Source organism: Escherichia sp. MAL-1 (genome assembly GCF_052948035.1).
This window is the reverse complement of the sequence record NZ_CM129609.1, coordinates 4,547,647-4,561,508: the sequence shown is the minus strand read 5'-3', so window position 1 is coordinate 4,561,508 and position 13,862 is coordinate 4,547,647. Positions and strand designations below refer to the sequence as shown.

The following is a 13,862-nucleotide window of genomic DNA, read 5'->3' as shown; positions in this document are numbered from 1 at the left end:
TGGTTTTTGCAACAAATCTCACAATAAAAAGTTTCAACATACTGACTATTTAGGGAAAAATATGCGCAAGATCACACAGGCAATCAGTGCCGTTTGCTTATTGTTCGCTCTAAACAGTTCCGCTGTTGCCCTGGCCTCATCTCCTTCACCGCTTAACCCTGGGACTAACGTTGCCAGGCTTGCTGAACAGGCACCAATTCATTGGGTTTCGGTCGCACAAATTGAAAATAGCCTCGCAGGGCGTCCGCCAATGGCGGTGGGGTTTGATATCGATGACACGGTACTTTTTTCCAGCCCGGGCTTCTGGCGCGGCAAAAAAACCTTCTCACCAGAAAGCGAAGATTATCTGAAAAATCCTGTGTTCTGGGAAAAAATGAACAATGGCTGGGATGAATTCAGCATTCCAAAAGAGGTCGCTCGCCAGCTGATTGATATGCATGTACGCCGCGGTGACGCGATCTTCTTTGTGACTGGTCGTAGCCCGACGAAAACAGAAACGGTTTCAAAAACGCTGGCGGATAATTTTCATATTCCTGCCACCAACATGAATCCAGTAATCTTTGCGGGCGATAAACCAGGGCAAAATACAAAATCGCAATGGCTGCAGGATAAAAATATCCGAATTTTTTATGGCGATTCCGATAACGATATTACCGCCGCACGCGATATCGGCGCTCGTGGTATCCGCATTCTGCGCGCCTCCAACTCTACCTACAAACCCTTGCCACAAGCGGGTGCGTTTGGTGAAGAGGTGATCGTCAATTCAGAATACTGACAGAGCGGGAGAGCGTGATGCTCTCCCGAATGCTGTTTTTTTAATCACACCTTTATCCTTTCGCTGTCTTGCTGCAAACTGATTAAGAGAGTTTTATCAAGGAGCAGCACATGTGGTATCAAAAGACGCTCACGCTTAGCGCCAAATCTCGTGGGTTTCATCTGGTAACGGATGAAATTCTGAATCAGCTGGCTGATATGCCGCGCGTTAACATCGGCTTACTGCATCTGTTGCTGCAACATACCTCCGCCTCTCTGACACTTAATGAGAACTGCGATCCCACCGTACGCCACGACATGGAGCGTTTTTTCCTCCGCACCGTTCCCGACAACGGAAATTATGAGCATGACTATGAGGGAGCAGACGATATGCCTTCTCATATCAAATCCTCAATGCTGGGAACATCGCTTGTATTGCCGGTACATAAAGGGCGTATTCAGACCGGCACCTGGCAAGGCATCTGGCTGGGGGAACATCGCATCCACGGCGGATCGCGTCGCATCATCGCGACACTACAAGGGGAGTAAAAAATGACCATTTCGGAGTTGCTACAATATTGCATGGCAAAACCAGGCGCAGAACAGAGCGTGCATAACGACTGGAAAGCGACGCAGATCAAAGTGGAAGATGTACTGTTTGCGATGGTGAAAGAAGTAGAAAATCGCCCAGCTGTTTCGCTGAAAACCAGCCCGGAGCTGGCGGAGCTGCTACGTCAGCAGCACAGCGATGTGCGTCCAAGCCGCCATCTGAATAAAGCGCACTGGAGCACCGTGTATCTCGACGGTTCGCTGCCAGATTCGCAAATCTATTATCTGGTGGATGCGTCTTATCAGCAGGCGGTGAATTTGCTGCCGGAAGAAAAACGTAAATTGCTGGTGCAACTCTGAAAGGAAAAGGCCGCTCAGAAAGCGGCCTTAACGATTACAGCATCGGCTTGAGGAAGCGCGCCGTATGCGAAGCTTCGCACTCCGCGACGGTTTCTGGCGTACCGGAGACGAGGATCTCGCCGCCGCCACTGCCGCCTTCCGGTCCCAGGTCGACAATCCAGTCAGCGGTTTTAATCACGTCGAGATTGTGCTCAATTACCACAATGGTATTGCCCTGATCGCGCAGTTTATGCAGCACGTCGAGCAGTTGCTGAATATCGGCGAAGTGCAAACCGGTGGTCGGCTCGTCGAGAATATACAGTGTCTGCCCGGTGCCGCGTTTTGACAGCTCACGCGCCAGCTTCACGCGCTGGGCTTCACCACCAGAAAGGGTGGTTGCGGACTGCCCCAGGCGAATGTACGTCAGGCCAACGTCCATCAACGTTTGCAGCTTACGCGCCAGTGCAGGTACGGCATCAAAGAACTCACGCGCCTCTTCGATGGTCATATCCAGCACTTCGTGGATGGTTTTGCCTTTGTACTTAATTTCCAGCGTTTCACGGTTATAGCGTTTACCTTTACACTGGTCGCACGGTACGTAAATGTCCGGCAGGAAGTGCATCTCCACTTTGATCACACCGTCGCCCTGACAGGCTTCGCAGCGTCCGCCACGGACGTTAAAGCTGAAACGTCCTGGCGTATAACCACGCGCACGGGATTCCGGTACGCCCGCAAACAGTTCGCGCACAGGTGTAAACACGCCGGTATAGGTCGCCGGGTTAGAACGCGGAGTACGACCAATTGGGCTTTGGTCGATATCGATCACTTTGTCGAAATGCTCCAGCCCCTGAATATCGCGATACGGTGCCGGTTCGGCGATGGTCGCACCATTCAACTGGCGTTGGGCAATAGGGAACAGCGTGTCGTTAATCAGCGTCGATTTACCGGAACCTGAAACCCCGGTGATGCAGGTAAACAGACCCACCGGCAGCGTCAGCGTCACGTCCTTCAGGTTGTTGCCGCGTGCGCCTGTCAGCTTCAGCACTTTTTCCGGATTCGCCGGAACGCGTTTCTTCGGCACTTCAATCTTGCGTTTGCCGCTCATGTACTGCCCGGTCAACGACTCCGGCACCGCCATAATCGCTTCCAGCGGACCTTCTGCGACCACTTCACCGCCGTGAACACCTGCGCCCGGGCCAATGTCGATCACATGGTCAGCGGCGCGAATTGCGTCTTCGTCGTGCTCCACCACAATCACGGTATTACCGAGATCGCGCAGATGGATAAGCGTACCCAACAGGCGCTCGTTATCACGCTGGTGCAGGCCGATAGACGGCTCGTCCAGCACGTACATAACGCCAACCAGGCCCGCACCAATCTGGCTCGCCAGACGGATACGCTGTGCTTCACCGCCAGAAAGCGTTTCTGCCGAGCGGGAAAGCGTCAGGTAATTCAGGCCGACGTTAACGAGGAATTTCAGACGATCGCCGATCTCTTTAAGGATTTTTTCTGCAATCTTCGCCCGCTGACCTGCGAGTTTGAGATTGTTGAAGAATTCCATCGCATGACCAATGCTCATGTCGGAGATAGCAGGCAGCGGCGTATTCTCGACATACACGTGGCGCGCTTCCCGACGCAGACGCGTCCCTTCGCAGCTGGCGCACGGACGATTACTGATAAACTTGGCTAATTCTTCGCGTACCGCGCTGGATTCCGTCTCTTTATAGCGGCGCTCCATATTATGCAGCACGCCTTCGAACGGATGACGACGAATGGAGGTATCGCCACGATCGTTCATGTATTTGAATTCAATGTTTTCTTTGCCAGAACCGTACAACACCACTTTATGCACGTTCGCGCTCAGGCTGCCCCACGGCGCTTCGACGTCGAACTTATAGTGATCTGCCAGCGATTTCAGCATCTGGAAATAATAGAAGTTGCGGCGATCCCAGCCACGGATCGCACCACCAGCCAGCGACAGTTCCGGATTCTGGATCACTCGATCAGGATCGAAATATTGCTGTACGCCAAGGCCGTCGCAGGTCGGGCAGGCCCCCGCCGGGTTGTTAAACGAAAACAGTCGCGGCTCCAGTTCACGCATACTGTAGCCGCAAATTGGGCAGGCGAAGTTGGCGGAGAACAGCAGCTCTTCCGCTTTCGGGTCGTCCATATCCGCCACTACCGCGGTACCACCGGAAAGCTCCAGCGCGGTTTCAAATGACTCGGCAAGACGTTGGGTAAGATCGTCACGCACCTTGAAGCGATCAACCACCACTTCAATGGTATGTTTCTTTTGCAGTTCCAGTTTTGGCGGATCGGAAAGATCGCAGACTTCGCCATCAATACGAGCACGGATGTAGCCCTGGCTTGCCAGGTTCTCCAGCGTTTTGGTGTGTTCGCCTTTGCGCTCTTTAATGATTGGCGCGAGTAGCATCAGACGCTTGCCTTCCGGCTGCGACAGCACGTTATCCACCATCTGGCTGACGGTTTGCGCCGCCAGCGGGACGTCGTGGTCCGGACAGCGCGGCTCGCCAACGCGGGCGAACAACAAACGCAAATAGTCGTGGATTTCGGTGATTGTCCCCACCGTAGAACGCGGGTTATGAGACGTCGATTTCTGCTCAATTGAGATGGCAGGAGAAAGCCCCTCAATATGATCGACGTCCGGCTTTTCCATCAGTGACAGAAACTGCCGCGCGTAGGCGGAAAGGGATTCAACGTAACGGCGCTGCCCTTCGGCATATAAGGTGTCGAAAGCGAGCGAGGATTTGCCAGAACCCGAAAGCCCGGTCACGACAATGAGCTTGTCGCGGGGGATAACGAGGTTGATGTTTTTGAGATTATGGGTGCGGGCGCCCCGAACTTCGATCTTATCCATTCACCTTTCCCGGATTAAACGCTTTTTTGCCCGGTGGCATGGTGCTACCGGCGATCACAAACGGTTAATTATGACACAAATTGACCTGAATGAATATACAGTATTGGAATGCATTACCCGGAGTGTTGTGTAACAATGTCTGGCCAGGTTTGTTTCCCGGAACCGAGGTCACAACATAGTAAAAGCGCTATTGGTAATGGTACAATCGCGCGTTTACACTTATTCAGAACGATTTTTTTTCAGGAGACACGAACATGGCCAGCAGAGGCGTAAACAAGGTTATTCTCGTTGGTAATCTGGGTCAGGACCCGGAAGTACGCTACATGCCAAATGGTGGCGCAGTTGCCAACATTACGCTGGCTACTTCCGAATCCTGGCGTGATAAAGCGACCGGCGAGATGAAAGAGCAGACTGAATGGCACCGCGTTGTGCTGTTCGGCAAACTGGCAGAAGTGGCCAGCGAATATCTGCGTAAAGGTTCTCAGGTTTATATCGAAGGTCAGCTGCGTACCCGTAAATGGACCGATCAATCCGGTCAGGATCGCTACACCACAGAAGTCGTGGTGAACGTTGGCGGCACCATGCAGATGCTGGGTGGTCGTCAGGGTGGTGGCGCTCCGGCAGGTGGTAATATCGGTGGTGGTCAGCCGCAGGGCGGTTGGGGTCAGCCTCAGCAGCCGCAGGGTGGCAATCAGTTCAGCGGCGGCGCGCAGTCTCGCCCGCAGCAGTCCGCTCCGGCAGCGCCGTCTAACGAGCCGCCGATGGACTTTGATGATGACATTCCGTTCTGATTTGTCATTAAAACAATAGGTTATATTGTTTTAAGGTGGATGATTAAAGCATCTGCCAGCCATAAAAAAGAAGCCTCCGTTATGGAGGCTTCTACGTATCAGGTCAAAATCATTGGCCATTGTGGCGGTGTCTGATTCATCTCTTCTATCATCACCGACTCGATGTTGTGCCAGATAGCGGTGATGTCCGCCATTGTGATGCCAAGCAACCCCATTGCGAACCAACAGGCGGAAACAACGCCCAGACCGCTGCTGATCACCGCAAGCCCGACATAATCAGACCGACGAAAACGGATGTTGAGTGTGCTGGCCAGAAACATCATTACGGCACTAAGAAGTTGCCAGCGAAGAAGAACCACGCCAGTGGTGAGGGTAGCCATCAAACAATTCCTCTGAAAAGAGCCGATGCCCTGGACAGCGCGGCGTTGTTCACGGGAGGCGTGGTACACTCTGGCTATCGCGGGGCTTGCAGAACACAAAAATGAAACACTCTGTTTGTTTCATTAATTTTGTGAACTATATCACAATTGATTGTTTGTTAGCCATATTAGGCCGTGACTTTTATTGCTGTACAGATTATGTGGTTTTTCAGTGGCATTAAGGGCATATCTTCCCGCCGCCTCTGCATTCCTGTAGGAAATTAATTTTGAATATCAATGAATTATTTTCATCCAGGTGACGATTAGAAAGGTATCAATTTCAAATCAGGCAAAAGTGCTATTTATACCGTAAGATTTATCTAAAGACGTCGGTACCCAGGGTTTTCACCTTGCAATGGCCGGGTATAAACAGGCAGGAAATTGATAGCAATGAGTCATCGTGCACGACACCAATTACTGGCGTTGCCGGGCATTATCTTTTTAGTTCTCTTTCCCATCATTCTTTCGCTATGGATTGCCTTCCTTTGGGCAAAATCAGAAGTGAATAATCAGCTCCGAACCTTTGCTCAACTGGCACTGGATAAATCCGAGCTGGTCATTCGCCAGGCAGATTTAGTGAGCGATGCAGCTGAACGCTATCAGGGGCAAGTTTGCACTCCAGCCCATCAAAAGCGAATGTTGAATATTATTCGTGGCTATCTTTATATTAATGAATTGATCTATGCCCGTGATAACCATTTTTTATGCTCATCGCTGATAGCGCCTGGAAACGGCTATACGATTGCACCGGCCGATTATAAGCGTGAACCTAACGTTTCTATCTATTATTACCGCGATACGCCTTTTTTCTCTGGCTATAAAATGACCTATATGCAGCGGGGAAATTATGTGGCGGTTATCAACCCTCTCTTCTGGAGTGAAGTGATGTCTGATGACCCGACATTGCAATGGGGTGTGTATGATACGGTGACGAAAACCTTTTTCTCGTTAAGCAAAGAGGCCTCGGCAGCAACGTTTTCTCCGCTGATTCATTTGAAGGATTTAACCGTACAAAGAAATGGCTATTTATATGCGACAGTTTATTCGACAAAACGCCCAATTGCAGCCATTGTTGCGACTTCATATCAACGTCTTATAACCCATTTTTATAATCATCTTATTTTTGCGTTGCCCGCCGGTATTTTGGGGAGTCTTGTTCTGCTATTACTCTGGCTACGTATTCGACAAAACTATTTATCTCCCAAACGTAAATTGCAACGCGCCCTCGAAAAACATCAACTTTGTCTTTATTACCAGCCAATAATCGATATCAAAACAGAAAAATGTATCGGCGCTGAAGCGTTGTTACGTTGGCCTGGTGAGCAGGGGCAAATAATGAATCCGGCAGAGTTTATTCCGCTGGCAGAAAAGGAGGGGATGATAGAACAGATAACTGATTATGTTATTGATAATGTCTTCCGCGATCTGGGCGATTACCTGGCAACACATGCAGATCGCTATGTTTCTATTAACCTGTCGGCCTCCGATTTTCATACGTCACGGTTGATAGCGCGAATCAATCAGAAAACAGAGCAATACGCGGTGCGTCCGCAGCAAATTAAATTTGAAGTGACTGAGCATGCATTTCTTGATGTTGACAAAATGACGCCGATTATTCTGGCTTTCCGCCAGGCAGGTTACGAAGTGGCAATTGATGATTTTGGTATTGGCTACTCTAACTTGCATAACCTTAAATCATTGAATGTCGATATTTTGAAAATCGACAAATCGTTTGTTGAAACGCTGACCACCCACAAAACCAGTCATTTGATTGCGGAACACATCATCGAGCTGGCGCACAGCCTGGGGTTAAAAACGATCGCTGAAGGCGTCGAAACTGAGGAGCAGGTTAACTGGCTGCGCAAACGCGGCGTGCGCTATTGCCAGGGATGGTTCTTTGCGAAGGCGATGCCGCCGCAGGTGTTTATGCAATGGATGGAGCAATTACCCGCGCGGGAGTTAACGCGCGGGCAATAAAATTACAGGCGGTGGCGATAATCGCTGGGAGTGCGATCAAACTGCCGACGGAAAACGCGGGAGAAGGTCTGCTGCGAGACATAACCCAGGTCCATTGCGATATCAAAAATCGGACGCTCGGTGGTGCGCAACTCAACGGCGGCCAGTAACAGGCGGCGTTGGCGAATGTAATCGCCAAGCGTCTGATGCGTCACCGTGCGGAACATTCGTTGCAAGTACCACTTTGAATAGCCTGATTTTTTTGCGACTACATCAATGTTAAGCGGCTGGTCAATATGCTCGTCAATCCATGCGATAAGATCCTGAATAATTTTCTGATGGGACATAAATCTGCCTCTTTTCAGTGTTCAGTTCGTTAATTCATCTGTTGGGGAGTATAATTCCTCAAGTTAACTTGAGGTAAAGCGATTTATGGAAAAGAAATTACCCCGCATTAAAGCGCTGCTAACCCCCGGCGAAGTGGCGAAACGCAGCGGTGTGGCGGTATCGGCGCTGCATTTCTATGAAAGTAAAGGGTTGATTACCAGTATCCGTAACAGCGGCAATCAGCGGCGATATAAACGTGATGTGTTGCGATATGTTGCAATTATCAAAATTGCTCAGCGTATTGGCATTCCGCTGGCGACCATTGGTGAAGCGTTTGGCGTGTTGCCCGAAGGGCATACGTTAAGTGCGAAAGAGTGGAAACAGCTTTCGTCCCAATGGCGAGAAGAGTTGGATCGGCGCATTCATACCTTAGTGGCGCTGCGTGACGAACTGGACGGATGTATTGGTTGTGGCTGCCTTTCGCGCAGTGATTGCCCGTTGCGTAACCCGGGCGACCGCTTAGGAGAAGAAGGTACCGGCGCACGCTTGCTGGAAGATGAACAAAACTAAAGCGCCACAAGGGCGCTTTAGTTTGTTTTCCGGTCTTTGTCTTTCTCTCTATCCCGCTGGTACACAGGAGGGTTTCCCCCGACGTCAACACACCTCATTCGAGCACGTGGTGGAGGTTCCGGTTGGTGTTGATGCTTTAATTGTATGTCACCGACGTTTCTTCGCCAGTGTAAAAGTATACTTTTTAACCGCAATATTTTTGTCATCTCAGACGATTTTTTATCGCAATCCTGAACGGTATACGGCTCGATAACGCTGCAATCTTGCGCACCGACGATAACGTTTGCGCATCAATTGCCTGGTTTTTCATCGTCAAGACAATAAAAGAGAAAAAAGCAGCAAACTTCGGTTGAAAAAGCCGCTATGATCGCCGGATAATCGTTTGCTTTTTTTACCACCCGTTTTGTATGCGCGGAGCTAAACGTTTGCTTTTTTGCGACGCAGCAAATTGTCGCAAACCTGGAGCAGGAAGATAACGTTTCGCTGGCAGGGGATTGTCCGCCACGCATCTTGACGAAAATTAAACTCTCAGGGGATGTTTTCTTATGTCTACGCCATCAGCGCGTACCGGCGGTTCACTCGACGCCTGGTTTAAAATTTCACAACGTGGAAGCACTGTCCGTCAGGAAGTGGTTGCCGGGTTAACAACGTTTCTGGCGATGGTCTACTCGGTCATCGTCGTTCCAGGTATGTTGGGTAAAGCAGGCTTCCCGCCTGCGGCAGTTTTCGTTGCAACCTGTCTGGTTGCCGGACTCGGTTCTATCGTGATGGGTCTGTGGGCTAATCTGCCGTTGGCGATTGGTTGCGCCATCTCCCTGACGGCATTTACCGCATTCAGCCTGGTGCTGGGGCAACATATTAGCGTACCTGTCGCGCTGGGTGCCGTGTTCCTGATGGGTGTGCTGTTTACGGTAATTTCTGCCACGGGTATCCGTAGCTGGATTTTGCGCAACTTGCCGCACGGTGTGGCGCACGGCACGGGGATTGGTATCGGTCTGTTCCTGCTGCTCATTGCCGCTAACGGTGTCGGTCTGGTGATTAAAAACCCGCTTGATGGTCTGCCCGTTGCGCTGGGTGATTTCGCGACCTTCCCGGTGATTATGTCACTGGTAGGTCTGGCGGTGATCATCGGCCTGGAAAAACTGAAAGTCCCTGGTGGCATTCTGCTGACCATTATCGGTATCTCAATTGTCGGTTTGATCTTCGATCCTAACGTCCATTTCTCCGGCGTTTTCGCCATGCCTTCATTGAGCGATGAAAACGGCAACTCACTGATTGGCAGCCTGGACATTATGGGCGCGCTGAATCCTGTAGTCCTGCCAAGCGTTCTGGCGCTGGTAATGACGGCAGTATTTGATGCCACCGGAACTATCCGTGCCGTCGCCGGCCAGGCGAACCTGCTGGATAAAGATGGGCAAATTATCGACGGTGGGAAAGCACTGACCACTGACTCCATGAGCAGCGTTTTCTCTGGCCTGGTGGGTGCAGCTCCGGCAGCGGTATACATCGAGTCTGCGGCGGGTACGGCGGCGGGCGGTAAAACCGGTTTGACGGCTATCACCGTTGGCGTGCTGTTCCTGCTGATTCTGTTCCTCTCTCCGCTCTCTTACCTCGTTCCGGGGTATGCAACGGCTCCGGCGCTGATGTACGTTGGCCTGCTGATGCTGAGCAACGTGGCGAAAATCGACTTTGCTGATTTTGTTGATGCGATGGCGGGTCTGGTTACGGCGGTATTCATCGTGCTGACCTGTAACATCGTAACAGGCATCATGATCGGCTTCGCGACTCTGGTGATTGGGCGTCTGGTTTCCGGCGAATGGCGCAAGTTGAACATCGGTACGGTCGTTATCGCCGTGGCGCTGGTGACCTTCTATGCGGGTGGCTGGGCTATCTAATCTTTCATCGGATTCTGAAAACGGGTGGCAATGGCTGCCCGTTTTTATTTTCTCCGCACATTGTGTGAGCTTTTGCGATATTCTGAAAAAATGAGAATTCAGGCATAACGCTTTTCTCAGGTCATAAAAAAACATCGCAAACAGGGAACGCATGGAAATCTTCTTCACCATACTGATAATGACCCTCGTGGTCTCGCTGTCCGGGGTGGTCACTCGTGTCATGCCCTTTCAGATCCCGCTTCCGCTTATGCAAATCGCCATCGGTGCGCTACTGGCGTGGCCGACGTTTGGTTTGCATGTGGAGTTTGATCCTGAACTCTTTTTAGTCTTGTTTATCCCGCCGTTGCTGTTCGCTGATGGCTGGAAAACGCCGACCCGTGAATTTCTTGAACATGGTCGAGAGATTTTCGGCCTCGCACTGGCGCTGGTGGTGGTCACCGTGGTCGGCATTGGCTTCCTTATTTACTGGGTGGTGCCGGGCATTCCGCTGATCCCCGCCTTTGCGCTGGCGGCGGTGCTTTCTCCGACCGATGCTGTGGCGCTCTCCGGGATTGTTGGCGAAGGGCGCATCCCGAAAAAAATCATGGGCATTTTGCAGGGCGAAGCGTTGATGAATGACGCCTCCGGCCTGGTGTCGTTGAAGTTTGCCGTGGCAGTGGCGATGGGGACGATGATCTTCACCGTTGGCGGTGCAACGGTCGAATTTATGAAAGTAGCCATTGGCGGTATTCTCGCTGGTTTTGTGGTGAGCTGGCTGTATGGTCGCTCGCTGCGATTCCTCAGCCGCTGGGGCGGTGATGAACCCGCGACGCAGATCGTTCTGCTGTTCTTGCTGCCATTCGCTTCTTATCTGATTGCCGAACATATTGGCGTTTCGGGCATCCTCGCTGCGGTTGCCGCCGGGATGACCATCACCCGCTCCGGTGTGATGCGCCGTGCGCCGCTGGCAATGCGCCTGCGTGCAAACAGCACCTGGGCGATGCTGGAATTTGTCTTTAACGGCATGGTGTTCCTGCTGTTAGGTCTGCAGCTGCCGGGTATTCTGGAGACGTCGCTGATGGCGGCAGAAATCGACCCTAACGTCGAAATCTGGATGCTGTTTACCGATATTATTCTGATATATGCGGCGCTGATGCTGGTCCGTTTCGGCTGGCTGTGGACGATGAAAAAGTTCAGCAACCGCTTCCTGAAGAAGAAGCCGATGGAGTTTGGTTCGTGGACCACACGAGAAATCCTGATCGCGTCTTTCGCCGGGGTGCGTGGGGCGATCACTCTGGCCGGTGTGCTCTCTATCCCGCTGCTCTTGCCGGATGGTAACGTCTTCCCGGCGCGCTATGAGCTGGTGTTCCTGGCGGCTGGCGTCATTCTCTTCTCGCTGTTTGTCGGCGTGGTGATGTTGCCTATTCTGCTACAACACATTGAAGTCGCGGACCATTCGCAACAATTGAAAGAGGAACGTATTGCGCGAGCGGCAACGGCAGAAGTGGCGATTGTGGCGATCCAGAAAATGGAGGAGCGTCTGGCGGCGGATACCGAAGAGAATATCGATAACCAGCTGCTTACGGAGGTCAGTTCTCGCGTCATTGGTAACCTGCGTCGTCGCGCCGATGGACGTAACGACGTTGAAAGTTCCGTGCAGGAAGAGAACCTTGAGCGTCGCTTCCGTCTGGCGGCATTGCGTTCTGAACGTGCTGAACTTTACCACCTGCGCGCCACGCGGGAGATCAGCAACGAAACGCTGCAAAAATTACTGCACGATCTCGATTTGCTTGAAGCGTTGCTAATTGAGGAAAATCAGTAAGCCGAAAGCGACGTAACCAGGCCCGAGGTAATCTGAAAAAGGTGCAATCTTTTGCACCTTTAACAGGTTAGCTCGGGCTAACATTCATGATTCTAAAACAAATAAGTTATCTCTCTTGTAAAGTCAACTCATTGGCTGTTCTTCGACTTAACCTCAATCTGCGTGTTGCATAATATCTGCAGTAATCTTCATAGCGACTGCATTAATATTATCCTCAGTTTGTGACATGCCAGTATGAGAGGTACAATCTTCTTCAAAGAATTTCTGTAGTGTTACCAGGGTATCACTATTAATGGAGATATTTTCCTCACCACGGAGAATGGTAATACCCATTCCCTGGACGCTAGCCTCATCGAAATTAACACGATAGAGACGGATATTAAACATCCAGGCTTTTGTTAAAACAGAACAGTTGAAATGGCAATTGCTTAAATTGGCATTATTAAAATTAACATTAGCCATATTAGAGTCGGTACATATAACCATTTCGAGGAATGTATTTGTTAGCCACGTACAAAAGAGTTTGCTATCAATTAAGTTTATATTCTGGAGGATTGCTTTGTTCAGATTGACGCGAGACAGATCAGCATGTTCAAAGTTAATTAAATCGAGTTTAGAGAAACTAAGGTCGGCTTTAAATAAATTAACATATGGCGCTATTACTTTATAAAGATTTACCTCAGCCATGTACGCCATATAAAAATTTGAATAGTCAAGAAAGGTATTTTTAATATTGGCTCTATTCATTGCTGCATTGTAGAATTGAACATGCATAGCGGAGCATGCATTTAGAGTTCCGTCGGCCATTTTTATCTGAGCGAAATTTGAGTCATCGAGAATACAATTATCAAAAAGTATTTTTTCCATTATGGCGTAATAAAAATTCGTTTTATACATATTACAGTCCTGGAAAATAGCGTTTTGTAGTCTGCAACCTGCAAAATTCGAATTGGATAAATCTTCATCTTTAATCACGATACCTTTCAGGCTAAGGTGTGAAAAATCGTAACCACCATTTACTGTCTGTGGAATTTCGATAGTATTATTATGGACGGCGACATTATTTATAATAATATACCACCTTAATGGATACTTCCTTTTCTTTACTAAGGTAAACTCTTCTCGTAATTCTATCGTCACATTTATTATTTGCATATAAAGCTATATCTATAAAATGTTTATGTATTTTCCTGTCCGTTTCCTTCGTGATTTTTCCTGATGGTAAACTATCATAAATTCTTTTCATTTTCTGAATCAAGCCTATCACTTTTTCATGATCATCCATCTTGAAAAGAGAGAGGGCTTTATTGTCAATTAACGTGCTTTTATGATGTTTTCTGTAATTATCTGATTTTGTTTTCTTTGTATGTGATGGACTTGTGACAGAGTGGTTATCGTTAATCTGGCAAAGAGGGAAAAACATATTATTTAAACCATTGTAGCACATAAAATATCCTTATAATTAACAAGAAAGAAAAGGCGTATTCTCTGCATTATCATTTTCTACGACTGTCAAAAATCGCTCATTTTTTAATGAGTTTATTTGTTTAATATTTTGGGAAAAGGTGATGCATGCTGGAGATG

11 protein-coding genes and 1 pseudogene are annotated in these 13,862 nt (G+C 49.6%); 8 read left to right on the top strand and 4 right to left on the bottom strand.

Annotated elements, in window-relative coordinates; all coding sequences use genetic code 11:
* Positions 1 to 61: 61 nt before the first annotated feature.
* The 3 genes from aphA (at position 62) to ACU8XX_RS22795 (ending at position 1,662) form a co-directional block, all read left to right on the top strand.
* Entirely contained in the window at positions 62 to 775 is a 714-nt protein-coding gene (gene aphA / locus ACU8XX_RS22805) for an acid phosphatase AphA (protein WP_001315956.1), read from the top strand.
* Positions 776 to 885: 110 nt separating this feature from the next.
* Entirely contained in the window at positions 886 to 1,302 is a 417-nt protein-coding gene (locus ACU8XX_RS22800) for a secondary thiamine-phosphate synthase enzyme YjbQ (protein ID WP_000270375.1), read from the top strand.
* Positions 1,303 to 1,305: 3 nt separating this feature from the next.
* Complete coding sequence (locus ACU8XX_RS22795) at positions 1,306 to 1,662, top strand: MmcQ/YjbR family DNA-binding protein (RefSeq protein WP_000155657.1); 357 nt, start codon at positions 1,306 to 1,308, stop codon at positions 1,660 to 1,662.
* A 34-nt stretch (positions 1,663 to 1,696) separates the two neighbouring features.
* On the opposite strand, the gene uvrA is transcribed toward ACU8XX_RS22795, so the two are convergent.
* Positions 1,697 to 4,519, bottom strand: coding sequence for an excinuclease ABC subunit UvrA (gene uvrA, locus ACU8XX_RS22790; protein WP_000357740.1), 2,823 nt, complete (start codon positions 4,517 to 4,519; stop codon positions 1,697 to 1,699).
* Between the two features lie 254 nt (positions 4,520 to 4,773).
* On the opposite strand from uvrA, the gene ssb1 reads away from it, so the two are divergent.
* A complete protein-coding gene (ssb1, locus tag ACU8XX_RS22785; protein WP_000168305.1) occupies positions 4,774 to 5,310 on the top strand; it encodes a single-stranded DNA-binding protein SSB1 in 537 nt (178 codons plus the stop codon).
* A 98-nt stretch (positions 5,311 to 5,408) separates the two neighbouring features.
* Here the strand turns inward: ssb1 and ACU8XX_RS22780 are convergent, their stop codons facing one another.
* Complete coding sequence (locus ACU8XX_RS22780) at positions 5,409 to 5,690, bottom strand: YjcB family protein (protein ID WP_001295689.1); 282 nt, start codon at positions 5,688 to 5,690, stop codon at positions 5,409 to 5,411.
* Between the two features lie 429 nt (positions 5,691 to 6,119).
* Between ACU8XX_RS22780 and pdeC the strand changes: the two genes are divergently transcribed.
* Positions 6,120 to 7,706: a c-di-GMP phosphodiesterase PdeC gene (gene pdeC, locus ACU8XX_RS22775; protein WP_016241768.1), complete on the top strand. Its 1,587-nt coding sequence runs from the start codon at positions 6,120 to 6,122 to the stop codon at positions 7,704 to 7,706.
* A gap of 2 nt (positions 7,707 to 7,708) precedes the next feature.
* On the opposite strand, the gene soxS is transcribed toward pdeC, so the two are convergent.
* Positions 7,709 to 8,032, bottom strand: coding sequence for a superoxide response transcriptional regulator SoxS (gene soxS / locus ACU8XX_RS22770; protein ID WP_000019358.1), 324 nt, complete (start codon positions 8,030 to 8,032; stop codon positions 7,709 to 7,711).
* 85 nt (positions 8,033 to 8,117) lie between these two features.
* Between soxS and soxR the strand changes: the two genes are divergently transcribed.
* The 3 genes from soxR to ACU8XX_RS22755 all read left to right on the top strand — a co-directional run bounded on the left by soxR (position 8,118) and on the right by ACU8XX_RS22755 (position 12,278).
* Entirely contained in the window at positions 8,118 to 8,582 is a 465-nt protein-coding gene (gene soxR, locus ACU8XX_RS22765; protein ID WP_000412428.1) for a redox-sensitive transcriptional activator SoxR, read from the top strand.
* 545 nt (positions 8,583 to 9,127) lie between these two features.
* A complete protein-coding gene (ghxP, locus tag ACU8XX_RS22760; protein ID WP_000106882.1) occupies positions 9,128 to 10,477 on the top strand; it encodes a guanine/hypoxanthine transporter GhxP in 1,350 nt (449 codons plus the stop codon).
* Between the two features lie 151 nt (positions 10,478 to 10,628).
* Complete coding sequence (locus tag ACU8XX_RS22755) at positions 10,629 to 12,278, top strand: Na+/H+ antiporter (protein WP_000402207.1); 1,650 nt, start codon at positions 10,629 to 10,631, stop codon at positions 12,276 to 12,278.
* Between the two features lie 153 nt (positions 12,279 to 12,431).
* On the opposite strand, the pseudogene ACU8XX_RS22750 reads toward ACU8XX_RS22755, so the two are convergent.
* Positions 12,432 to 13,725: pseudogene (locus ACU8XX_RS22750) on the bottom strand (pentapeptide repeat-containing protein).
* Between the last annotated feature and the right edge of the window lie 137 nt (positions 13,726 to 13,862).